Consider the following 24,814-nt stretch of genomic DNA (forward strand, 5'->3'; position numbering starts at 1 on the left):
ACAAAAAATACCCTCTAAATTATACATAAAACACTCCGTAAATTTGACAAACAAAACATTCACATTTATACTTACTTTTAGTTATTTTATCACTGGAACAGGAAGGTTATAGTATGTATCGGGTTTTAATCGCAGATGACGAATCCATTATTCGTGAAGGTATCAAATGTCTGTTTGACTGGGAGGCTCTCGGCTATACGATCGCCGGTGAAGCTGCTAACGGTGAGGCTGCTTATCAACAGCTCCTTGCCTTACAGCCGGATGTTGTTCTTTTAGATATCCGCATGCCGGGAATGCTCGGACTTGATGTCATCCGTGAAGCAAGGGCACAGGGTTTTACCGGAAAAGTCATTATCTTAAGCGGCTATTCTGATTTCAAATATGCGCAGGAAGCCATCCGTTATGGCGTGCAGTATTATCTGACAAAACCTATTGACGAGGATGAACTAGAAGAGATTCTTTGCTCGATCAAAGAAACTTTAGACAAAGACACTGCAACTGCAAATACAAGGGAGCATTACCGTGAAAAAGCAAGGGAAACCATCATCCGGGATCTTTTAACGAATGAAATCGATCTCTCCCACGTAAATGCTGCAGATCTGCATCTGACAGCAGACACTTACCAGGTTGTGATCTATGAGAAATACAGTCATAACACTGCAGATGCCTCCTACCGCTTTTCAGATCTTTTACGTGTGACCAATCAGGATAATAATTCCTATGATAATATCACCTTGCAGTATCAGGAAGTTATTTTGCTGAAAGGAACTTTTGCGATCCAGAAATTTAATGATTTTTTAGAGCGTTACCAGAGGGAAAGCCGCCCTCAGGAGAACTCGCCGCTCGACAGTCTTTTTATTACATACGGTGCATGCGTGTCAGAGCTTTCAGAAGTCCATACTTCTTATATACAGGCAAAACAGCTCTTAGAGCGCCGCTTCTTCTGCGAACAGGAACAACATACCATCGGCTATGATGAGCTGCCGGAACCAGACAGTTTAAAACTGATCTTAAACGATGCTTTTTTAAACCGTTATGCCACCAGTTTGTTCGAATATCTTCAGGCATTCAACCGCAACATGTTAGCGGAAAACTTAACACAGCTTACCAATGAGCTTTACCATGCTGCCGATACGATCGATTCCATACGGCTTTTTCTGACAGACCTTTATCTGCAGATCAAAGAACAGACAAACCGCCTTTATAATGGCGCAAATATCCCATTTCCAAGCAATGCAGACATCATACGGCTGATTGAAGAAAAATATTATCTCTATGAAATCATCCTTTTCTTCACGGAACAGTTTGAAATGATCATGTCCTCGATCGGCAACTCTTCCCGTGAAAGCGTGCTGGATGATATCTTACATTACATCAACCACAATTATGCAAGCAATATCACATTGGAAAATATTGCACCGCTGTTTGGTTACAACAGCTCGTATCTCGGAAAGATCTTCCGCAAAAAGATGGGCGAAAACTTTAACTCCTATGTCGACCATGTCCGCATCAAACACTCGATGGAGCTCCTCTGTTCCTCAGAGTTAAAAGTTTATGCGATCGCAGAAAAAGTCGGCTACCGGAATGTCGATTATTTCCATATCAAATTCAAAAAATATGTTGGAAAAAGTCCGGCAGAATACCGGAAAGAACATAAAAATGAATAAATTTTCATAAAAACTGCCGCCCTACGGGTGAATAGATGTCCCCCTTTCTCTGTAAGTTCAGAAAAAGGGGGCATATCACCGTGAGGCGGCAGTTTTTATTTTTAAGATCCGAGTGTCAAACGCTGGCTTTAAGTTTTTCGATTGGCAAATGGCACCGCATTGCCTGTCATTTTAAGAAATCATACTGTGACATATAAAGTTTATAATACTCACCCTTCTGTTCCATCAGTTCGTCATGATTTCCACGCTCTAAAATATCGCCTTTATCCACATATAAGATGCAGTCTGCATTTTTGATCGTAGAAAGTCTGTGTGCAATGATAAAAGAAGTCCGTCCCTTCAAAAGTTCGTTCAATCCTTTCTGCAAAAGCAGTTCCGTCTCGGTATCAATGCTCGAAGTCGCCTCATCTAAGATCAGGATCTTCGGATCTGCAAGCAGTGCCCTTGCAAAGGAAATAAGCTGTCGCTGACCGGCAGAAAGCCTGCTTCCTCTTTCATTCACTTCTGTCTCATAACCGTTTTCCATCTCCATGATAAAATCATGTGCACAGACTGTTTTTGCTGCCCGGATCACTTCCTCATCCGTTGCACTGCGGTTGCCATAGCGGATATTATCCATGATCGTTCCTGCAAAAATAAAGCTGTCCTGCATCATGATCCCCATCTGGGTTCTTAAGGAGTGCAATGTCACCTTCGAGATATCAATGCCATCGATCGTGATCACTCCGGAATCTACATTATAAAAACGGCTGATGAGGTTCACGATCGTGGATTTTCCTGCCCCGGTCGGACCGACGATCGCATAAGTTTCACCCGGTTCTGCCGTAAAATTAATATCTTCCAGAATCTTCTGCCCCGGTTCATACCCAAAAGACACATGGGAAAATTTCACTTCTCCCACCACTTCCGGCATCGGAATTGCATCCGGTGCATCCTTGACACCAACCGGCTCATCGATCGTCTCAAAAATCCTCTCCAGATAAGAGATTGCTGTCAAAAGTGAATTATAAAATCCTGCTAGCGTGTTGATCGGTGCCCAGAAACGCCCGATATATGCGGTAAATGCGATCAGCACACCGACCGTCAGTGTCATATCCGGTGCTAAGATCCATCGGACACCCAGCACATAGATCAATGCCGTCGTAAATGTAGAGATAATATCAACACTCGGTCCCATTGTAAAATTAAACATTACCGCACGCATCCAGGATTTCCGGTAATTTTTACTTAAGTTGTTGAAGATACCTGTATTTTCATTTTCCCTCACAAAAGACTGTGTCACACGGATTCCGTTGATGCTTTCCGCAATATAAGCATTCAGGTTTGACTGTTTATTGCTCTGGATCTGCCATGCCCTGCGCTGTTTTTTCTTGATCAGGATGATCACAAATACAAGCACCGGCAGTCCGCACAGGCAGACTAATGTCAGCCGTACATCTAATGCAAACATGAAGATCAGAATGAAGATCAGATTGCACAGATCTGTAAATGTATTGACAATACCATTGCTTAAAAGATCACTTAAACTGTTCACGTAATTAACCACGCGCACCTGTATCTTTCCGTGTGGTCTGTCATCATAATAGGAAAACGGGAGTTCCTGCAGATGACAGAAAATATCGTAACGGATATCATGCACAATGTCCTGTCCGATCACACTCATGGTCTTGATCTTGATCCGCAGGGAAAGACCGGAATAAAGTGCGATCAGCAATGTTGCAGCGCTGTAAAAGATAATGGAGCTCATATCTTTCTGCGGAATACTGTTATCCATGACATTCTGAAAAAAGATCGGGATTGCCATGGTAAGCGCCGAGGAAGAAAGCATTAAAAGTATAACGCCTGCCATCTTCTTTTTGTATGGGGCAATATAGCCTGCCAGACGTTTGAGCTGGTTTACATCAAAGCTGTCCTCTAATATTTCATCCATATCATATCTGTTTCTTGCCATCTCATTTTTCCCCCTTTCCGCTTAAAATCTCCTGTGGGATCTCACCATACTGGTTATGGAAAGCTGTCGCATAATAACCGCCTGCTGCCACCAATTCCTCATGGGTTCCCTGTTCAATGATACGTCCGTTATCCATGACAAGGATCAGATCTGCATCTTTGATGGAAGAAATACGGTATGCTATGACAAAGATTGTGCATTTGTTATCCAGTTTTTTCAACTGGCTCTGGATATAACTCTCCGTCTCCATATCCACCGCTGACGTCGTATCATCCAGGATCAGAATTGACGGATCTTTTAACAACGCCCTTGCAAGCGAAATACGCTGTTTCTGTCCGCCGGAAAGTCCGACACCACGCTCACCTACAATTGTTTCATAACCATCCGGAAGTGCCCCGATAAAATGATTGGCATCCGCCATGATTGCAGCCTGTTTTACCTCATCAAAGGAGCAGGATGGTCTTCCGTATGCAATATTCCCTTCGATCGTGTCCGAAAAAAGGAATACATCCTGCATTGCCATACCGATATTATCCCGCAGGTTATAAAGATCCATGTCGCGGACATTCACACCATCCACAAGTACCTCTCCCGAAGTCGTGTCATAAAACCGGCAGAGCAGATTCATGATCGTTGATTTTCCGGCTCCGGTAGAACCGATAATACCGACGGTCTGCCCCGGTTTTACCTTAAAATTGACATCCATGACAATGTCTTCATCATCTGCACGGTAAGATACATTTTTAAACTCGATCTCACCTTTCAAATGCTTCTTTACCACTCCGGATACCGGTGTTTTTACATGCGGTTCCTCACTGTAGGTCGCATAGATTTTCTCCACGGAAGTTGTGAAATTGCTGATATCATTGACCAGCCATCCTGCCTGACGCAGCGGGTTGTTTAACATCCATAAATATCCGTTTACGGTAACAAGCTGCCCTAACGTGATTTCTCCCTGAATCACCATATAGCCGCCATATAGGATCAGAATGATCGTCAGTGCATACGAAAGCACCTCAAATACCGGCACATATTTCATCCAGATCTTTGACGCATCAATCTGTGCCGCACGGAATTTATCATTTTCCTTATTAAATTTTTCAATCTCAAAATCTTCTTTTGCAAATGCTTTTACCACGCGGTTTCCACTGACATTTTCCTGCACAAACGCATTGAGTGAAGAAAAACAGTCACGGTTGCGCTTGAATGCCGGACGTACCTCTTTTGTCTGACGATAAGTTGCAAATGCAGTAAACGGCAGTACCACAAGCATGGCAAGTGCCAGTTTTGTATTGACGGTAAAGATCATAAGCAGCGCAAACACAAACATCAGCACACTCTGATAAACCATGTAGACCACATACGCCACAAAATGACGGATCGCATCCATATCTCCGGTCTGCCGGCTCATCAGATCCCCGGTACGCTTCTTGTTATAAAATGCAAAATCCTCTTCCAAAAGTTTTCGGTAAACCTTATCCCTCATATCATACAAAACACCCTGCGACGCTGTCTCAAATGCTACCTGAAACAGAAAACGTAAGATCCCCATCACGACCGTAACGCCGATCAGACAGCCGATAAACGGCATCAGCTTATCATATCTGCCCCCGCTTATGACCTGATCCACGATCTGCCCGGATATGTACGGATTGACCACCGATAACACAGATACCGCTGTGGTCAGTAAAATACCAATTATCATCAGTCCCCGGTACTTTTTCAGAAATGAAAAGAACCATTTCATTGGTGTCATAATAACCCTCCTACTCCCTTTTTGTTTTTCTTTCGGATTTTCAGTATAGTACTTCTGGGGTAAAAAGGAATGTACTATCTTGCACCGTTCATGTTATTTTTTGCACCGGAGGGGATGGTTTCTGATGGGGAATGTGATATACTATGACATGATTGACAAAATAATTTTTCAGACTTATACAAAGAAATGGAGATTACTATGTGCTGTGACAACCGGGAAGAACTGCTTGACCAACTGAATCCTACTTTTTTATTTACCTGGAAAGGCACCCGTCTGAAAGACGAGGAACTCTATCACAGCCATGATTTCATCGAGATGGCTTTTATTTTGTCCGGTCACGGAAGATACCGGATCAATGGCTCTTTGTATGATATCTCCGAGGGCGATATCATTATTTTAAATCCAGGGCAGAAGCATCAGGCACTCTGCACAGACCCTTCCAATCCGGCTACGGAATTTTTTGTTGGATTATGTGACGTCCGTTTTGGGGATTTCCCGGAAAATTATCTGCCGCTGCATTTAAAAGATCTGACATCCGATCCAGCCACACAGTCTCCTATTTTACATACCTCCGGCGAACTGCGCCAGAAGCTGTTTAAGATCTGCACAGCCATGAGCGTAGAAAATGACGTCTGCCGCAGCGGACGTTATATCATGTTGAAAAGTTATCTGATGCAGATGCTGATCCTGCTGCTGCGGGAACAGAGTGAACCGGTAAAAATCAATACCGGCTGCTCTTTTGAATCTACCAGCAAAAAATATGTGGTTGACCAGATCGTAAATTATTTTGAGGATCATTACAGTGAAAAGATTTCTTTAGATCAGATTGCAGAAAATATGTACTTAAGTCCTTTTTATATCTCACGTATTTTTAAAAGTGAGACAGGCGATACACCGATCCGCCACCTGATCAATATCCGCCTTGAAAAAGCAAAAGAATTGTTGGAAAACGGCTTTGACGGCAGCATCCAGGAAGTTGCAGCCGAAGTCGGCTATGATGATGTCTATCATTTCAGCAAGCTGTTTAAAAAACGGTTTGGGATGCCGCCGTCAAAGATCCGTAAATTATTATGATTCATTTAAAAATTTTTTCCAGAAATCTTTCGAGCCTGCGAATTCCAGTTCCTTGCCATTCTGGAATCTTTTACTGATAATGCCATCCTCTCCAAAACTTGGTGTGTATGTCAGATTTTTATATATTCATCGTCATATATGGGGGAATGCATATAATTCCATCTTTTACAATTAAATTTCCTGGATGAATAATATAACTTTCCCCTATGCGCTCCTTGTATTTTTCTCTGAAATTATTTAATGAGGTCGTTTTGTATTGCTTTCCTGACTTCACTTCAATCGGAAACATCTTATATTTTAATCTGCTGTTATTGGAAATGATAAAATCTATTTCCATATCATTTCGATGCTTATTTTCATTATAGTGTGTATAAAAATATAATTTATGTCCATTTGCCACCAGCATCTGAGCTATTGCATTTTCATAAAGCATTCCTTCATTAATCTGTAATTTGCCTGCCAATATCTGTTTATATACTTCATCTTCAAGTAATTCATTTTCATCAAATGCATGGCTTACCAAAAGTCCGGTATCACCCATATAACACTTTACATAGCTTCTTGTCTCATTTAATGATAAGCCAACATTCGGATCATTACACAAAAAGCACTCATTGGATATCATAGAATCCGACAGCCAGAAAAAAGTTTCTTCGTACTGGTCTGCGTAACTACCATCCTGCAGCTTTTTGAATACAACTCTTTTTTCATGCTGTGAAAGAAATCCCGGAATCTGGTCATAAATTGCAAGTACCTTACTTCGATACTTTGCATCTATTTTCATAATATCTTCCCGATACAATTTAAGAATGTCCCTTTTTTCTCTATCCACTTCTGTAAAATCTTTTTTGCTTTCAATAAATGTTACTACAGGCATAGGCATCCCACCAACAAGCATATACTGATGAAACAAAAGCATTGCCTGATTATGCATACTTCTTTCCAAAGGTTCTCTTTTTTCAAAACATTTTTTTATATATTCAACCAGCAAATCTTCTTCTAATGCTATTGCAAATTCTTCAAAATCCAATGGATACATATTGATATGTCTTTCTTCTGACGGTATGACGATGTTCTTTACATTTTCTCTGATAGATATCAATGAACCAGTTTCGATATAATCATATCTTCCATCTGCCACTAAATATTTTATCGCTGCTCTTGCCTGTGGAAACATCTGCACCTCATCAAAAATAATAAGAGAGTTTCTCTCTGTCAGTTTTGTTCCAAAATGTGTCTGTAATAACATAAAAAATGTATCCAGATCATTCAGATATTTCTCAAAATACCCCTCAACTTCCTTATCTTTTTTAGCAAAGTCAATCAGAAGAAAACTTTTGTATTCGCTTTTTCCAAATTCTTCGCAGATGGTAGACTTTCCAATACGTCTGGCACCTTCTATCAGTAAAGCTTTTTTCCCCTGACACTCCTTTTTCCATTCCAGTAGTTTTTTATATATTTTTCTTTTTAATATCATAGCTCCTCCAGATTATGCGCATATATATTTGTTCTATATTTTATGATTATACGCATATTATAAATTGTTTTTTGATTATACGCAAGTATTATAACCATATTTTTTATGATTATACGCACATTCTATAAAGTCATATGTTCATGCTTTTCCTCATTTCCAATCATAAATCTTACCTAATTATATCGGGAAAAGCATTTTATATTATATACTGTGTTATTAATTTTCTGGAATTTGCGATGATATATTATATAGTACTGATTCTAAACGGATTTTGAATTTATTTGCAGGGAGGCTTTTATATGTCAATGAATATTAACGGTTTAGGTAATACCTATAATAGTATCAATACAAATAGTAAACAGTATAAGGCATTGAAAGAAAAAAGCTGGTTATCTGGAGTAATTGAAAATGAATCCATGATGTCTCCGGAAGAAAAGATGATATATGAAATATTCGGTGGAAGGGATACGATTATTAAAAATCTGATGAAGCAGTTTGATTCGGACGGAGATTTATTAAATTCAAATGGTGTTGCAGGTATGGATGTTACTGGAAAAGGTACATCATGGCAGAAACTTACAAATATATCCGAAGATCATCGTCAAAAAATGTTTGATAATGTGAAGCGGGAATTTATTCAGGAAAAAGGTCTTTCAAATGGTGACACAACAAAGCGTTCCGATATTTTCAAAGATTATCAGTTGAGCGTCAGCAAAGATAAGCGTTTAAGTGGTACATGGACTTTAGAACAATATGAAGGACAGTATAGAGCTGCTATGTATGCGGCAGTAAAATCAGCCAATCCAAATTGGAAGCCCAGACAAGCATTTGATGCAAGCATTCTTGATAATGTCACAAGAGAATCCGTAGAAGCTACACTTGTCCAAAATGGTAACAGACTCGTTCATAATTCTATTGATGTATCGGTATAAAGGAGAGAAATGTATATAGGCGGCAAATTATTAACTAATCTGCCGCCCAACTTTTAGCTTCCTTATTTCTGATATTTACACCATTGATTTCACAGCATTTGCTATTTCTGTACACTATTCTTCATTATTAAAGGTGTCATTTTTTCCATGAGTGCATCCGCGATACCTCTGTTGGCACACCACAGGTGCGAACCCCTTCACCGACGCCGCGCTCGGCGGAATATTGTCAAGTGTGTATGTAAGATTTTATGAAATTGCTTCTATTCTCATCTGAATAAACTAAACTGAAAAATCAAATCTTCCGCCGATTTTATTCTCCTCCGACTTGATGGAATCCCAGTCAACGTTTTTGATCTTATCCAAAAGTTCTTCTTTTGAATTTGCCTGAACCGTAGTTTTTCTTACTTCGATTTGCTTGGATTGTTCCTTTTTCTTTATCTCTTTCTTCTCAGCAGCTTTCTTTTCCTGAATTTTTTCAAGATATTCTTTCTGACTGGCTGATGATTTTTCTAACTCTGCATAGAATGTTGTAGTTCCGTCACTATTAAAAGAGATGCCAAATTTTGTAATTTTTGTATCAGTATCTGCATTGCCGTTAGTCTTACCGAATACTCTTTCAAATCCGAACTGGGCATTGATTTCATCTGACATACGCAAGGCTCCCTCAATGCTATGCATTTTTTCTGCATAATACTTCGAATCTGATTATTTACACCTTCAAATCAACCTTGTTCTTTTTTATAACTTCTTTATGCTTTTTCATCGAGAATACTTCTTTTTCTTCCTTTGTATCCTTTGCTTTTTCCAACTGCTTCTGTAGGATTTCTTCGGCTTTTTCACTCATATTCTGGAGAAAGGATTTTACTTTTGAATCTTTATGTCCTATTGCTCATGAACTAATATTTCCATCTTTATCTATTGCCCATCCCTGTTCAACTCTCCATCCAATATCTGCTTGTTGCTTTGCAAACTGCTCATCTATTTTTTTCATGTTACCAATTTCTTTTATGTACTCATCTTCTAAGTCTGAATCATTTGCCATTTTTGTTAAAAACTGAGGAAAAATCGCTACATTCGTGGTAGTTGATTTACCATATTTCATCCCCGGACTATAATTTGCTGATACAAAACTATAATTGTCATTTTTTAGAAAGATAGGAAAGTTCATCCGCTGCAGTTTTTCGGGTTGTCCCTGTCTTTACATCTTCTGTTTGCTCCACAACCTGCTTTTCTGTGGTTTCCTTAGCATTATTTTTCCGTATATTACCGGTATAAGCATTTGTGTAAATATTAGAGTAATTGTTTACACCTGTAACTGCCATACTAACATCTCCTTTCGTATTACAAAGCTTTCATTACCTTTTATTAGCATAATAATCCCAAATACCATTAAGCATTTTCCGATCACCATCTGATACATTCAGATTTAGCCTTAAATCTTTCCAATCACCCGAATACTGCTGCGATAATTTCTGGTTATCCGACTGGATGGCGGATAAAAATGCCTGATATGCCGAATTTTGGATAACCCCATTTTCTTTAGATCTTGCAGTATTCTCCTGGTTCTCACCTATGTTCTGTTCATTTGCTGTCTGTTCACTTCCTTTATGGTAAACTACCGATGGGGTAAAATCCTGTAATTCTGACCAGATTTCTGTTGAAGTTGCCATAAAATTACTGTGATTTTCATATGCCTGATTCAGCATATCCAGTTCTTTTTCTTTGGTTAATTCCTCAATTTTGCCCGATTCTGTCACATAATACTCCGGCTCATAATCTTGTTCCGCATATTTTTCTTCAATGCTGTTTTTCATTTTGTTATATGCTTCTGCCATTCTGTTTACATGATGTTCAAAGGAATCAGTTTTTACACTCTCTGTATCTTCTTTGACAAATATATCCGTCACTTCCTTCTCAAAACGGTTCTGATAATCCATAGAACTGACAGAAGATAAATGTCGAAAGCTCTCCTGCCCTGTTTTGGAAATGGAAAGTGTATCTGTATACTGTGTCATTTTCTTTTCTAAATCTGCCGGAACATTTTGCTTTGTATTTTTCCTGCTGTTATGTTCGATTGCAGAATATGTAATATTTGTATTATTGTAAATCTTCATAGCTGTTTCCTTCCCAGATAAATACCATTAGACTCTAATATCAATCGGCACATACCTTTTAATTGTGTCTGTTTGTACCATTTCTGCTGCCTCTAAACTATCTGTAGCAAGCTGCTCCTGCAAAACCTCGTCTGGAAGTTCTTCCATATTCTCCACAGTTTTTTCCGTCATCTGCTCTGTCATTTCTTCGGTTGTCTCCGAAAGTTCGTCCATGATTTCAGACATCATGCCCTTGTTTTCCTCTGTTCCAAGAGCTTCATCCACCATTTCTTCCTTTCGTTCTTCTTCTGTTTTAGGCTTATTCCTCTCAGCAGCTTCCGCAATCTTTTCGCCATGTTCTTCTGCCTCGTCCATGACATGAAACATCTGTGAATTATTATACTCCTGATTTGCTGCCGCAATTTCATCCTCATAATTATGAAACATTTCCAGCTTTTCAGAGATTTCTTCCAAACTGTCAGCCTTTCGGTTTTTCAAATTTTCTTTTTGTGCTTCAAAAAAAGCCACCTTATTATCCCGTTCCTGCTGTCGCTGCAATTTTTCCTGTGTACTTTTCAACATATTAGAACTATTAAATCTATTTATCAGTAAACCTCCACCGGATAAATTGACTGTAAAACTCATCTGGTTCCTCCTTCCCGACAAATTAATACAAAAGATTTTTCTTCTTGTCATTTAGGCTTAACATACTATACTTCCTTATCTATCTTACTTGACGTTAGAGAGGAATCCTTTTTAGAATATGTACCATTGTTTGTATAAGTCGCACTTGCGCGGTTCGCAGCATTTGATATACCAGTTGCTTTCTGGGCTGTTTTGCCTGCAAAGGAATTGTAACCTGTAAAAACCGTTTTCAATGAACTGATATCTGCTTTCTTCAATTCATCTTCATCCAGCTCCAGCTTGTTACCCTTTCCTATGGTAATACCTATTTTAGAAAGTAAATGACTGGTTTTGTCTGTCATGCCTGTCATCCATGAAGCATTTCTAAGGACATCTTTTGTATTGGATTCTCCTGCCTCCTTAACAACATCATTATAATCATCAATAAAAGATTTCACTTTTTTGGTAATTGCATCCCAGTCATAATCCTCTACCTCTGTTTCTTCCCCGGTCTTTTCATCCTTCTTTTTTATTTTCTTTTTTTCCCAGAGTGACGCATCGTTTAGTGCATCTGCTGATTTTTTCAGGGAATCCGCACTTGTTTTCATCAGTGTAAGCTTCTGTGAAGTATCGCCTTTCCCCGATAATTTTTCTGCATCCTGCTTTGCATAATATGCTTTCATAAGTTTTCCATAGCTTCCGTTTTTAATCGCAGCATAATCAGAAAGCATATTGGTGTTTCCTACGGATGAACTGTCGGAAGTTCCTCCAAATAATGCGGAATAATCTACATTGCTGTTATATTTACTTGTGTAATCACTAAAACTCTTAATCTCTGACATAATACCATTCTCCTTTACCAACTATAAACGAATATCAATCGGTGTATACACTGCCTGCTGTGTTGCATTCTGTGCATTTTCCAGAGTCGGTGTTTCTACTGTCACCTGTGTTTCCCCTTTGATATCCGTATTCTTTACGCTGTCTGTCTCCTCTGCCGCAGCCCCCGCAGATTCCTGTGTTTTCTCGGATTTATCAGTATTGTTCTTTGTTGCAGTGTCTTCTGTATTGCTGTTCTCCGCTTTTGCAGCTTCTTCTACTGATTTATTTGCATCTGCAAGTGTAGACATCTGTGCTGCTGTCGCAGACTGTGCCTTTGCCTGCAGCTCTGCCAGTTCTTCTTCCTTCTTCTCAGTATTTCCTTTTCCGGCATCCTGTTTGATTTCAGATTCAAGCACACTGGCACGTCCCTGTATCTGTGTTGCCATACTTCCCTGCACCTTTGCCTGTTTCATGGAAGAATCTGCACAGATCATCGCCTGCATACTTGCCTGTGACAATCCAGTGTCTTTCTTTTTAGAAGTGTTACTTGTTCCAGCCACCATATCATCCATAGATGACGAATTTTTACTCTGCTGCTTATTTCTCTGCTCGATCTGGTGCTGTCTTAACTGCTGATTGAGATTGTTAATCTCCTGCTGTATCTCCTGACGCTTTTTCATCTTATCCTCTAATGACATTTCTTCATTCGAAGATAAATCCTGTAGCTTCTGCTGTGCATTTGCAATCTGATTCTGAATATTTTTACTTACAGAATCATTCCCCTGTATCATTCCCATTGTTCCTGTCTGCGTATTTGTCCCACTAAATCCATTGATTCTCATTTTAATCCTCCTTGTTTTGCGAAGCAAAATCCGAGCCCCATGGCGAGGAGAGGATTTAGCCTCCTTGTTTTGCGAAGCAAAATCCGAGTCCCATGGCGAGGAGAGGATTTAGCCTCCTTGTTTTGCGAAGCAAAATCCGAGTCCCATGGCGAGGAGAGGATTTGGCCTCCTTGAGCTTAAATTCTGAAATCCGTTTTCTAAAAAATCTGTACAACATGATTTCTCTTTACTGATTCTTTCGGCATATCTTTCTTTACAATAAACAGCGATGTTGTGAACCGCCCTTTTTTTGTTGTGAAGCAAATAAAAAACACCTCGAAGGTGCTTTTTGTCCTTATTCTACCTGTAACATAATACTTAGAACCACTTCCTGATTCTCCTGTTCTAAAGATATATCTCCCATATACATCCTTGCAACCCTCCGGATATTATGCAGTCCAATTCCATGCTCCTTCCCGGATTTTGTTGTCTCCGGCAAGTCACAGTCCTTATATGTTAATACTCCCTCATATCTGTTCTTTATGGTTATCATAAAAATACTGTTTTTCCGAAAAGAAGAGATACTGATATAAGGATTTTCTCCACTTACATTTTCCATGCAATTATCCAGTGCATTGTTTAAGATCACGCTTAAATCAAATGCATTTAATTTCGTATCCCCCGGATAATGAAAATCTGATATAAAACGAATCTGCTTTTCCTTTGCTTCTCTTAACTTTTCCATCAGAATCACATCAATGACAGGACTCCCCGTTTTTATCTCAGGAGATATTTCATTCCACTCCTTTTTCAAATGCTCCATATATTCTGCTGCATCATCCATATGATTCTCTGCCACAAGATGTTCCAGCATCTGTATATGATTCCCCATGTCATGACGCAGGCTGCGGATATCCTGATACAGCTTTTCCACTTCCCCGATATGCTTTTTCATATCACTGACCTGATTTAATACCAGCTCCTGACCTGTCTGTTCTTCCTGTGCCACCTTCCAGTTTTGAAACATCGTAGTCATAACAAGAATTGCTATGATAGAGATAAAATAATGCACAAAGCTTAAAGCTCCATAAAATCCATAGGTATCTGTCAGGCTCTTTCCTGTATCTTTTTCATAAATATTCAGATAATATTGTAGAATGCCATATCCTGTAACTCCCACAAGAGAAGGTATGATGAGCATTACCAGCTCTTTAACGTTCATTTCATCATTTTTGTATACATATGCTTTATTGATCAGACCGATTGCAACTGCAAAGAAAACGATACAAAGCACAATATCCAGAATTCTCGTTCCAGCATAAAGTCCATATTGCAGCCATTGTCTTTCTGCAATCGTATTCCCAAAAACCAGAGCTTTTGTGATAAAATCATCCAGTCTGTCTGCCATTGCAACCGCAAGCCAACGGATAGAAAAAAATGTCACTGCAAGAAATATTTTCTGATAGATGTTTCTTCTGTCCTGTACATACATCACAAGAAATGCAGCCACAACCCCCAGCATATATGCAGAAAAATTGCCAATCTGCTGTGGTATCAGATACAGCACAGACATAATTCCAATATAAACAATACTGACCAGAGCAGCTTCCCTTTTCTTTTTCATATATGGATATACAAAAACACCAAAACAGATTCCTGTAATAATCAAAATTGCAATAACAGAAAACTTCGATGTGATCATCCAACATCTTTCCACTAAACTCATCTGACTTCATTTCCTTTCCTCTGGTTATACTTCAGATACCTCCTCACAAACTCCGGATAATTCTTTTTTGCAATCAATGCAGTTCCATTTTTCATAGTTACACAAGTTGCATCATATTTTTCTACATATTTAAAATGTACAAGATAGGCTCTGTGTGTTCGGAAAAAATCTGTTCCTGCCATATCACTTAATTCCTGTAATTTACCATAGTATTCAATATCCGTACTTCGTGTATGGATAATAACTTTCCGGTTATACACCTCGGCATACACAATATCACGCAGAAAAATCTTTATATGACTTCCGGCGGTCTGTACCATAATATACTTTTCGTCTTTTTCAAGTCTGGAACTCCTTTTTATGTTATGGACTGCCTTTGTCACAACCTCTTTCAATTTCTCATCGGAAAATGGCTTAACCAGATAATGAAATGCTCCGACATCAAATGCCTGAAAAACATACTCCTCTGCTGCTGTCACAAAAATGAGTATCATATTCTCATTGTCCTGACGAAGCATCTTTGCCGTTTCCATCCCATCCATTCCCGGCATCTGAATATCCAGAAAAAGAATATCCGGCTTACTGCCACTTGCGATCAGTTCATCACCCGATAAATATTTATCTATAACCGCATCCGGCAATAACTTTTTTATCTTTTCTTCCAGTATCTGAACCATAGATACTTCATCATCACAGATAGCTATTTGCATTTTGCCACTTCCTTTTTGTCTGATAAATATATTTATTATATCGGACGAACAGATTATATCTGCCACAGTTGTTGTGAAATGACCTTTTTTTGTTGTGAAAAGAGCAGTAAACCATTATTGGTTCACTGCCCTGTCTTTTAGTCATGTCTGCACTATTAAAGAAATGAAATAAACTCCTTCATTGGTATACGCTGGGATTCGTGTCTATTTGCATCTGCTTTATCTTTTAACTTATCGGAATACTACTTTTATCTAGAGTAGTAGTAATTTATGAACTCAATGCCGCTACCAGCGATGAATATCTTTCCGTTTTTTATCTACTATTTACTAAAACGCAATCAACAATCTAAATCTGCAAATCAATAGTATTTCCTTCATTATTGTTCTTTTCCTTTGATTCCTCTGCGGATATATCTGCCTTTATTTTGCTATAAGAAACATTTCCTTTCGCTTTTTCGCCATACTCTTCCTTCAAACGGGCTAACTCATCATTATAAATTGATGTAAACACTCTTGCTCTTGCAAATTCTTCATCTGTACTTATAGCTTTCCAGTTTCTTGACTCTGGATTATAAGAAAGCGTTTTATTACCTTTTGAATCCCAAAACATACATGCAGCATTCATTTTGCCACCAGTTTTTTTCATGCTTGATTCATATATAGCCTTTCTATCAGGAGATACTGTTTCTCCATGCTGCATACACAATTTTCGGTAAGCATCATCATCCCTTTTTCCAGTAACAAATTCTTTTCTTGCAAGTTCTTTTATTGCTTCGTCAAATTCTTCTTCTGACATCGCAGGTTTATCTCGTTTTGTCATGATAGTATCCCAGTTCGGTTTTGTAAAGTTAATATCCACAGGCTTAAATCTTAATGAAAAATTGCCATAATCACATTGTGCTAACGGATCATTTGAACTTGCTTTTTTCCCGAACATCTGCTGAACCATTTGAGCATATTGCGAATAATTATCTCTTGTTATCTGCATAACATTATTCCTCCATATTGGCATATATTTCATCTGTTCCAAATTCACTAAATTGAAAAATCAAACCTTCCGCCGATTTTATTCTCCTCCGGTTTAATGGAATCCCAGTCAATGTTTTTGATCTTATCCAAAAGTTCTTCTTTTGAATTTGCCTGAACTGTAGTTTTTCGTACTTCGATTTGCTTGGACTGTTCCTTTTTCTTTGCCTCTTTTTCTCCTCAGCTTTCTTTTCCTGAATCTTTTCAAGATATTCTTTCTGACTGGCTGATGATTTTTCCAATTGTGCAAAGAAGGTTGTAGTTCCGTCACTATTAAAAGAGATGCCAAATTTTGTTATTTTTGTATCAGCATCTACACCACCGTTAGTCTTACCAAATGCTCTTTCAAAGCCGAACTGGGCATTGATTTCATCTGACATACGCAAAGCTCCCTCAATGCTATGCATTTTTTCTGCATAATATTTCGGATCAGACGCCATCTTCTCCATTTCTTCCTTTGAGAAAATAACCGTATACTCCTTATCACTTTGGGCTAAAATATCTTTGGCATTATCACCATTTTCAAAATCGGCAACCATAAAATCCATGTCGTTTCTTGATCCACGCAAATTCTCCAGCATTTTTTGTGCCGCTTTACTGAGATTTTTTTCAGCGATGCTTTCAGTCGTATTTTTCTTTAATTTCGTATTTTCTGTTGTTTGTGCTGTTTCTTTTTCTTATTTGCTGTACCAGTCTTGTAGTTGTTCTGGTAACTTGCATAAGCAGCCGTGGTTGTGCTTACATTCATTGACATATCCGTTGTCCTCCTTGTACATATCACATCGTAAATCCGTTTACCTGTTCTTTTCTATATATCGGCATAATTGTTTCGATTATGAATCTTATCATAAAGTTCTGGACTTCACGTGAAAAATCAAAAGTGCCACCTGGCACTGCTCCTATGCTCATTTTTTCCTTGCGTACAATATTTATTTTATGCTCTGGCTTCAAAAGAAGGTCTATCCTGATCCAAATAATCCGGCATCCCTCTCAATTCTGAACTTCCATTCTCTTTTACGAAATTATATTCGCTCCAATAAATAGAATAAAATTCATCTTTTTTTGCAAGTTCCGCTGGTGTCATCTCATAGCCCCAGCCATTTCCAAGATTAGATAATACCGTTACTCCCTGATACTGAATTTCAGCACCATAACCACCAGTAGTTAGAATTGGACAATTCAATGTTCCTCCTCCCGCCAGTGCAAACTTCTTTTCAGCAAAATTACTGCTTTTTCCTTCTGCCTTCTCCAAAAAATCCAATAATGATAATTCTCCACATCCTTTGCATTTCGAATTGCCAGTTTGTTTTTTTATAGTATTTTTAGCCTGTTCATATAATTGTTTTCTATCAGGTGCAACATCTGATAGATATTCTGCCCGTAAACCAAGAACCTGTCTGGAAATATATTCGTACTCTGTCTTATTTGCTGTCGTAGCTGCTCGTCGTGCCAGTTCTTTAATTTCACTAACAAATTCCGCATGCGTTTTTGAACTTTTCCCTTTTGTTGGAATATAAAGCCAATTCGGTTCTCCGTTACTGCATGAGGAAATTAATTGCTCTTTTCCAACAGTTCCTATACCTGACAATGATATACCCATTAACTCAACTCCTTATGTGACACTTCATAATCACCAAATATGTCATTAATTCTTGTTTCATATGCATACCACCGTGTAAATACAGACATATTCCCCAGGAAATTTTTAACTTTAGAGGTATCTTCTGACTTCGGATAATAATCTTCCATCAAATCCCAGACATTACAAATTTCCCCTTCCGATCCGGTGCGTAACGTCTGAAATGGAACCTTTAAATCGTAATTATTCTCTCCGATTGTTATTTTCAGATTTCCATTAAATTTATTGTCCTCTGTAAAAGATGTTACCTGTTCCTTGAAAAACATCTTAAAATTCTCAGGCGGTATCGCTGATTCCTTTGCCAGACTGCTCCTGCCAGCCTGATTTCTAAATTCAAAATTCCATGTGCTGTTAAAATCAAAACCACCGTCTAATGTAAGGCTGGAATTTGCTTCGATTTTATCACAGTCAATCTCATCCAAATCCCATTTTTCGGTCATTTGCTGGACAGATTCCCTCAATGCCGCATTGGTTTCATTGCATTGATAGTAATAATCTGAATTATAATAAGTCCAGTCACTGTGACTATCAGAATAGTATTTCTCATTCAATGCTTTTCCTTCCTGATAGTTTGCCTGACTTGCTGCCCTTGCATTTTCTTTTGCAAATACCTCATACATCTCACTTACGATTTGTGTATTATCTGCTTCATTGGTTCCGGATGTCTGATGCTGACTTGTCCGATAGGTACGCATGGAAGTACAACATTCCTCAAAATAGGAATTAAGTTCCTCTCTGCTCACCTTTCCGGCATAAAAATCGGTCATATGACTGGATATATCTTTCTGCATATCATAGCCAAAAGAATCTCCGAAGTTACTCTTGGGCATCCCTGTCACTACATTAAATTTTTGATAACAGTCACATACATATACCAGTGGTTCTGCCATATATGGATTTATATTTTCATTTTCCTGAACCGCACATTCCGTACTAAATTGAGGGATATTATTCTGCTTACGTTTATTATCATACGGCACGCCATTCACAGAATAATTAGCATTAATCTGCATAGTGCAAGTCCTCCTTATTAATCACGTGACACTTTATAATTAACATAATCACCGTCACTTTCATAATGACTCATTAGATTTTTTGTTCCCTGAACATTGCCATACATTGCTCATTCCCATATAAGACACATTATTAAATCACACATTTTACGCTTTCATATCGAAGTTGCCTTGTGATATTATGTCTTCGTTTATACTGCCAGCCTTTTCTTCACTATTTAATGCTTTTCTCGCCTCACTAAATGCCTCATAATATGTCATTTTTAATGCTGACTGAACCTGTGACTCTGCTTTTGTTTCTTTTTCCTGCCAGCCTACCCCCCCTGTATAGGTCAAAACTTCTTCGCCATCTTCATTGTATACATGAATTGCCGAGCCTGTCCCTGTTCCCTGATATTTTGCCTCATAAGGTATTCCAAACAGCATACAGAGCCATTTTTTGTCTGCTTCCTCAACTTCTTTCATTGCTGACATATTACCTGAATTCATTGATTGACTAAACTTTCCAATTAAAGCAGCTCTATTCGGGGCTACTTTGCTTACTTCCGTCTTTCTCAAATTCATAAATGCATTTCCCATATATACATTGTCCTGTGCATCTTTTTTTGCCAGATCAACAATCTTCTCTTTTAAAGAATCCGTTAATTTCCATTTGTTTTTTTCAGAAGATTTAGAAACATTTTTATTCGATGTGTTCCACACTTTTGCTGTGCTATAATTATTTGATATTTCCATTTAATTGAATCACCTCTCTGTTCTGTCATTTATGTAATCATACAATTCCTTATATGACAGATAACCTGATAAGTTGTTCGAATCATATTGTAACTGCATAAATTCTTTAATCATGCTCATATAGTCTTTCTTTTCATTTATGCTGTCAGAATCATAAGTGATGTTGCCATTCACACCACCAGCCGCATTCATGAAATCTCCAAAAGCATTTTTCGTAAAGCCTTCTACATCACTATATGTTGTATATGCAAGCATTTCCAAATAACTTGCATTTCTTGGATCAACATCATTTATCTGTACATTTGTATCTGTGTAATTTCCTTCTTTGTCCCAATATCTTACCCTGTATTCTGGGTTTGCCGAATCATATGCATCTGATTTATATACAGATGCACTACTGCCATCCGGAAATCCTGCTGCTGTTAATGCATTTCCACTAGCTTCTGTTCCCGACATATGTAATGTAATATTAGAAGATGTACTACTTACATTTGATAACAAACCGGAATTCATACCGTTTGCTTTCGCAGTGTTTCTTTTTGTTCCTGTATAATAATTTGAATAATTATAACCGTTAATTCCTGCTATACTCATTTTCGTTTCCTCCAATTATTTTCATTCCTCTGTCATTCGGAATCTATTCACTCTCCATAGCATAATAATCCCAAATACCATTAAGCATTTTCCGATCACCATCTGATACATTCAGATTTAGCCTTAAATCTTTCCAATCACCCGAATACTGCTGCGATAATTTCTGGTTATCCGACTGGATGGCGGATAAAAATGCCTGATATGCCGAATTTTGGATAACCCCATTTTCTTTAGATCTTGCAGTATTCTCCTGGTTCTCACCTATGTTCTGTTCATTTGCTGTCTGTTCACTTCCTTTATGGTAAACTACCGATGGTGTAAAATCCTGTAATTCTGACCAGATTTCTGTGGAAGTTGCCATAAAATTACTGTGATTTTCATATGCCTGATTTAGCATATCCAGTTCTTTTTCTTTGGTTAATTCCTCAATTTTGCCCGATTCCGTCACATAATACTCTTGCTCATAATCTTGTGCCGCATATTTTTCTTCAATGCTGTTTTTCATTTTGTTATATGCTGTTGCCATTCTGTTTACATGATGTTCAAAAGTATCTGACTTCACCCCCTGTGTCGTATCTTCCTTTGCAAATACCTCTGTTACTTCATTTTCAAACCGATTGACATAATCCATAAAACTAACTGATGATAAATGCTTAAAGATTTCCTGCCCTGTCTTTGAAATAGAAAGTGTATCTGTGTACTGTGTCATTTTCTTTTCTAAATCTGCCGGAATATTTTGCTTTGTATTTTTTCTGCTGTTTTGTTCGATTGCAGAATATGTAATATTCATATTATTATAAATCTTCATAACTGTCTCCCCTAAAAACCTTACCTGTACTCATATATTCACTTGTTTTCGCATTAATCTGTGTCCCTGCATTATCAATTATTTTTTGATTTGTTTTTTGGGCTGAAGCTATATAGGATTTCAAATCAATACTTTTGTCAACATTTGTATTATGTGTTCTTCCTTTCGTATTTTTTACAAGTTTTTCCTTTCCTGATGCACTTATCGTTAAAGTATCTCTTGTACCGTTGCAACCAGCATCTTGACTTCTTGTAGTCTTTTGTTGTTTTCCAAACAGCGCATTAACGAATGACTGATTGGTATAAATTCGGCTGTTAAAAAAAATATTCATAATATCACCTATATCCTTAATATGACTTATATCATGTTCCATTCTTTTATAATTTCATCGGCACTATTCTTCACATATTTTATACGCTCTGCACCAACTACGATTTTTTTGCACCAACTACGATTTTTTTGCACCAACTACGATTTGAGCACAAAAAAAGGACGAAACCGCCCTTTTCATGAATTCAGAAACAAATCTGCTACAAATCTGTTTCCATCCTGTTTTAATTGTAAATCCCCATCATACTTATCTATGCTCTGTTTCACATTTAAGAGTCCTATCCCTCTGCCTTTTCCCTTATCTGATACCGGCATACGTTTTTTCCATTTTACCTTTCCACAACTGTTTTCTATATGAACTACCGTCATCTTATGATAGGCACTGATTTTAATAAAAATATATTTGTCTCCGTCAGCATTTGCGGCAGCTTCAATCGCATTGTCCAGCAGATTCCCGAAAATAGTTGTTATGTCTATCGGCTCTATGTAAGATAATTCTACATTGTCTATCTTAATGTCCGAATGTATCCCTTTCTCCTGCATGACAGCATTTTTATCTGTCAGCAGAATGTTCAGTATCGGATTCTCTGTGTAAGATATAGGAATCAGTGGTGCCAGTGTACTTCTGATTGCCTCTGCATATTCGCCAGCCGTATGCTCCCTCTCTGTTCCATACAAATTCTCGATAGCCCTGATATGCTTATCCACATCATGTAATATCCGTACTGTCTGACTATATTTTTCATTCTGTGCAAGATAATACTCATACTGCATTTTTGCCTGTTGCTCCAATGCCTTTACGCGGTTTTCATAGTATCTCTTTTCGTCTGCCATTTTGACATAATACAAAAGATACAGGTCAGCCAAAACGATGCAACCCATATTTACCGCTGACAGATAGCTTTTCTGTCCATCCCTGAAATTCTGCACAATCACAAGCATATTGACCAGACTGTAAAAAAGCAGGATTCCATATATGATATATTGTTCTCTGGAACAGGCTACCTCTGTCCTTTTTATCAATCTGTTTATCAAAACATAGTATAGGAAAATCAGCACTATCTTTGAAAATGTCACTTCCAGACAATATTGCATGACCACATCAATATTTGATATTCCACAAATCTGCAAAAAACAGTGTAACAGAAGCACTCCCAGCGTTTCACATACAGACATACATAAAACCAGTACTTCACACTCAGTGATTCTACGGATTGGTCTGTCTGCATCTTCGTAATACAGAAAATATACCGTTACACCAACTCCAACAAACCATATCAGCAGATTCAATATTGCAAAGTTCAGCATATTTATGCCAAATGCAGTGATTCCCATCGCTATCTCTGCTGCTATGTACAAAGTTTTATTGCTGTAACTTTTCTTATATCTTTCATTCATAAATTGAAAAAGAATTGTACAGATAATAAAACAGGAAAGTCCATTACATATCGCAAGTAAAATCTTATCCATCTTCTATTCTCTCCTCTGGGTTTTCTGCAAAAATTTATTCATTTCTTCCCGGAAATCAGAGTTTCTTTTTTGTGCAAGGGACAGTTCTTTCCCATTGTCCAGATAAATATGAAATCCCTGTATCTTCTCAATATGTCTCAGATTTACAAGACAGCCTCTGTGATTTACCGCAAAATCATATGGTTGTAATTCTTCCACAAGGTTTTCAAATGTACATTCACATTCATATCTGCAATCTTCCAGAATAATTGCTGCTTTTCTGGATCTTTTTATGTACTCAAAATATAATATCTCGTTTAATTTCAAACGCACACAACCTGCTTTTGTTCCTGATTCATCTAGTATTTCAAATTCCTTTTCTATTTCCGGACATTTCTCCTGCCCCAGAATTTCCATAATCTGCGTTTTCATTTCTTCTTCATTGATCGGTTTACACAAAAAAGAAAACGCATGTACCTTATTAATCGCCTGTGCCATGTATTCTTCATAACTGGTAATGTATATAATTTTTATATCATGATTTTTTTCTTTCAGCTTTCTTCCGAGCGTAATTCCGCCCAGTTCTTCCATGGAAATATCCAGTATTCCGATATCAATCTTGTCATTATTGTTCAGCAGCTCATTCGCCGATAGAAATGACCGAATCTGATATTGAACCTGATATTCTGAAAGAATTTTATCCAGCATCAGCGCCGCTTTGTCAAGATCTTCCTTATCATCATCGCATATTGCTACTTCTAACAATCCATTCTCCTCCCTGTAATAACTTTTATTTTTCTATTATACCATATCGGCACTTTTTATAATTGCCGATATGGTATGGTCATCAAAATTATTTTTACCTTCCCTCTCTGCCTCGTTTCCTTGTACCCTGTCTGCCATATGCCTTCGTTCCATGGTATTTCTTTCTGGCTTCCAGTTTCTCTAAGAATTCATCATATACACTCATCTTATAACGGATACTCTTCATCTTAGCCGCACCATATCTCATCCTGTTCTTATATGCTTCAAACTCCTGTGACGTGTCCTCTGTTGGCGGCGGAAGCTGTCTGACACGCTCATGCATTGACATCTTCGTATAATCTGGTGGTATCTCCTGCTCTTCTTTATGGGAAGTCGGTTCTGTCTGTTCTTCTGATGCTATTCCCTGCCACTCCCGATTAAATTCATCAAACGCAGCACCATAGAACACTTTCTCCTCGTCATCACGAATGTTCTCTTTCTCACAGAACCGGTCAAAGCCCTCATATACACTGATATCCCCTTCTGTCTTTTCATATTCCTTTTGAACACTCCCTGCTGTATCTATACCGACACTTTCCTTAACATCAGATATATCCCATTCCGCATAATCATCATATCTTCCAGATTCCTGTTCAATATCAGCCTTTATGCGTTCATACTCCAGTCTGCTCTTTTCCTTCTTTTTCAGATATTCTATGCAATAGTTGTCTTCTGATTGGAGACTCTAGAAAAAGTGACATGATTACTGCAGAGATCGTCATGCAGGCAATCAATAATAATGAGATTTAGCAGTAAAAGCAGG

The 24,814-nt window shown here is 38.1% G+C and carries 27 protein-coding genes; 3 read left to right on the forward strand and 24 right to left on the reverse strand.

All coding sequences use genetic code 11. From position 1 onward, the window contains the following. The first annotated feature begins 113 nt into the window (after positions 1-113). Positions 114-1,667, forward strand: coding sequence for a response regulator transcription factor (locus DW650_RS03425; RefSeq protein ID WP_118209063.1), 1,554 nt, complete (start codon positions 114-116; stop codon positions 1,665-1,667). 166 nt (positions 1,668-1,833) lie between these two features. On the opposite strand, the gene DW650_RS03430 is transcribed toward DW650_RS03425, so the two are convergent. Both DW650_RS03430 and DW650_RS03435 read right to left on the reverse strand, forming a co-directional pair. Then, positions 1,834-3,618 carry an ABC transporter ATP-binding protein gene (locus DW650_RS03430; RefSeq protein WP_118209064.1) on the reverse strand — a complete coding sequence of 595 codons (1,785 nt, stop codon included), beginning with the start codon at positions 3,616-3,618 and terminating at the stop codon, positions 1,834-1,836. Between the two features lies 1 nt (position 3,619). Continuing rightward, on the reverse strand, positions 3,620-5,374 hold the full coding sequence (locus tag DW650_RS03435) for an ABC transporter ATP-binding protein (RefSeq protein WP_117918488.1): 1,755 nt from the start codon (positions 5,372-5,374) through the stop codon (positions 3,620-3,622). 198 nt (positions 5,375-5,572) lie between these two features. Here DW650_RS03435 and DW650_RS03440 point away from each other — a divergent pair, with 198 nt between their 5' ends. Beyond that, complete coding sequence (locus DW650_RS03440) at positions 5,573-6,448, forward strand: AraC family transcriptional regulator (RefSeq protein ID WP_118209065.1); 876 nt, start codon at positions 5,573-5,575, stop codon at positions 6,446-6,448. A gap of 118 nt (positions 6,449-6,566) precedes the next feature. Here the strand turns inward: DW650_RS03440 and DW650_RS03445 are convergent, their stop codons facing one another. Further along, the gene (locus DW650_RS03445) at positions 6,567-7,925 is read right to left on the reverse strand and encodes an ATP-binding protein (protein ID WP_118209066.1); all 1,359 of its coding nucleotides are present in this window, start codon (positions 7,923-7,925) and stop codon (positions 6,567-6,569) included. Between the two features lie 305 nt (positions 7,926-8,230). On the opposite strand from DW650_RS03445, the gene DW650_RS03450 reads away from it, so the two are divergent. Next, entirely contained in the window at positions 8,231-8,857 is a 627-nt protein-coding gene (locus DW650_RS03450) for a DUF3879 family protein (RefSeq protein WP_117918782.1), read from the forward strand. Positions 8,858-9,136: 279 nt separating this feature from the next. Here the strand turns inward: DW650_RS03450 and DW650_RS03455 are convergent, their stop codons facing one another. From DW650_RS03455 to DW650_RS03555, 21 genes are all read right to left on the reverse strand, one after another. Beyond that, positions 9,137-9,508, reverse strand: coding sequence for a DUF6033 family protein (locus DW650_RS03455; RefSeq protein ID WP_241070959.1), 372 nt, complete (start codon positions 9,506-9,508; stop codon positions 9,137-9,139). 238 nt (positions 9,509-9,746) lie between these two features. Further along, positions 9,747-9,959: a DUF6033 family protein gene (locus DW650_RS03460; protein WP_199654186.1), complete on the reverse strand. Its 213-nt coding sequence runs from the start codon at positions 9,957-9,959 to the stop codon at positions 9,747-9,749. 37 nt (positions 9,960-9,996) lie between these two features. After that, entirely contained in the window at positions 9,997-10,179 is a 183-nt protein-coding gene (locus DW650_RS03465) for a hypothetical protein (RefSeq protein ID WP_118209067.1), read from the reverse strand. Between the two features lie 33 nt (positions 10,180-10,212). Then, positions 10,213-10,971, reverse strand: a complete 759-nt coding sequence (locus DW650_RS03470; RefSeq protein ID WP_118209068.1) for a hypothetical protein — start codon at positions 10,969-10,971, stop codon at positions 10,213-10,215. Positions 10,972-10,998: 27 nt separating this feature from the next. After that, positions 10,999-11,595 (reverse strand): hypothetical protein, encoded by a 597-nt coding sequence (locus DW650_RS03475; protein WP_006859435.1) that lies wholly within the window; start codon positions 11,593-11,595, stop codon positions 10,999-11,001. Between the two features lie 65 nt (positions 11,596-11,660). Next, a complete protein-coding gene (locus DW650_RS03480) occupies positions 11,661-12,416 on the reverse strand; it encodes a hypothetical protein (RefSeq protein WP_227061396.1) in 756 nt (251 codons plus the stop codon). Positions 12,417-12,437: 21 nt separating this feature from the next. After that, positions 12,438-13,238, reverse strand: coding sequence for a FlxA-like family protein (locus DW650_RS03485; protein WP_118209140.1), 801 nt, complete (start codon positions 13,236-13,238; stop codon positions 12,438-12,440). A gap of 334 nt (positions 13,239-13,572) precedes the next feature. Then, complete coding sequence (locus DW650_RS03490) at positions 13,573-14,943, reverse strand: GHKL domain-containing protein (RefSeq protein ID WP_118209069.1); 1,371 nt, start codon at positions 14,941-14,943, stop codon at positions 13,573-13,575. Continuing rightward, complete coding sequence (locus DW650_RS03495) at positions 14,940-15,653, reverse strand: LytR/AlgR family response regulator transcription factor (protein ID WP_055193281.1); 714 nt, start codon at positions 15,651-15,653, stop codon at positions 14,940-14,942. The genes DW650_RS03490 and DW650_RS03495 overlap by 4 nt, the downstream gene beginning before the upstream one ends. Before the next feature lie 346 nt (positions 15,654-15,999). Beyond that, entirely contained in the window at positions 16,000-16,641 is a 642-nt protein-coding gene (locus DW650_RS03500) for a hypothetical protein (RefSeq protein ID WP_241070957.1), read from the reverse strand. A 4-nt stretch (positions 16,642-16,645) separates the two neighbouring features. Further along, positions 16,646-17,260: a DUF6033 family protein gene (locus tag DW650_RS19930; RefSeq protein ID WP_442969706.1), complete on the reverse strand. Its 615-nt coding sequence runs from the start codon at positions 17,258-17,260 to the stop codon at positions 16,646-16,648. A gap of 353 nt (positions 17,261-17,613) precedes the next feature. Next, positions 17,614-18,279, reverse strand: a complete 666-nt coding sequence (locus DW650_RS03510; RefSeq protein WP_118209070.1) for a hypothetical protein — start codon at positions 18,277-18,279, stop codon at positions 17,614-17,616. Next, positions 18,279-19,331 carry a hypothetical protein gene (locus DW650_RS03515; protein WP_118209071.1) on the reverse strand — a complete coding sequence of 351 codons (1,053 nt, stop codon included), beginning with the start codon at positions 19,329-19,331 and terminating at the stop codon, positions 18,279-18,281. The genes DW650_RS03510 and DW650_RS03515 overlap by 1 nt, the downstream gene beginning before the upstream one ends. 17 nt (positions 19,332-19,348) lie before the next feature. Beyond that, entirely contained in the window at positions 19,349-19,438 is a 90-nt protein-coding gene (locus DW650_RS20715; protein ID WP_118096728.1) for a DUF3879 family protein, read from the reverse strand. 40 nt (positions 19,439-19,478) lie between these two features. Further along, a complete protein-coding gene (locus DW650_RS03525) occupies positions 19,479-20,066 on the reverse strand; it encodes a hypothetical protein (protein WP_118209072.1) in 588 nt (195 codons plus the stop codon). Positions 20,067-20,075: 9 nt separating this feature from the next. After that, positions 20,076-20,660 (reverse strand): hypothetical protein, encoded by a 585-nt coding sequence (locus tag DW650_RS03530; protein WP_118209073.1) that lies wholly within the window; start codon positions 20,658-20,660, stop codon positions 20,076-20,078. Between the two features lie 43 nt (positions 20,661-20,703). Next, positions 20,704-21,468, reverse strand: a complete 765-nt coding sequence (locus tag DW650_RS03535) for a hypothetical protein (protein WP_055231197.1) — start codon at positions 21,466-21,468, stop codon at positions 20,704-20,706. Further along, positions 21,455-21,841, reverse strand: a complete 387-nt coding sequence (locus DW650_RS03540) for a hypothetical protein (RefSeq protein WP_243102847.1) — start codon at positions 21,839-21,841, stop codon at positions 21,455-21,457. Before DW650_RS03540 ends, DW650_RS03535 begins: the two co-directional genes overlap by 14 nt. Positions 21,842-21,975: 134 nt before the next feature. Next, positions 21,976-23,268: a sensor histidine kinase gene (locus DW650_RS03545; RefSeq protein ID WP_117918541.1), complete on the reverse strand. Its 1,293-nt coding sequence runs from the start codon at positions 23,266-23,268 to the stop codon at positions 21,976-21,978. 3 nt (positions 23,269-23,271) lie between these two features. Further along, the gene (locus DW650_RS03550) at positions 23,272-24,012 is read right to left on the reverse strand and encodes a LytR/AlgR family response regulator transcription factor (RefSeq protein ID WP_117918543.1); all 741 of its coding nucleotides are present in this window, start codon (positions 24,010-24,012) and stop codon (positions 23,272-23,274) included. A gap of 94 nt (positions 24,013-24,106) precedes the next feature. Continuing rightward, on the reverse strand, positions 24,107-24,460 hold the full coding sequence (locus DW650_RS03555; protein ID WP_117918545.1) for a hypothetical protein: 354 nt from the start codon (positions 24,458-24,460) through the stop codon (positions 24,107-24,109). Between the last annotated feature and the right edge of the window lie 354 nt (positions 24,461-24,814).

The organism is Roseburia sp. AM23-20 (assembly GCF_003470905.1).
GTDB lineage: Bacteria > Bacillota > Clostridia > Lachnospirales > Lachnospiraceae > Roseburia > Roseburia rectibacter.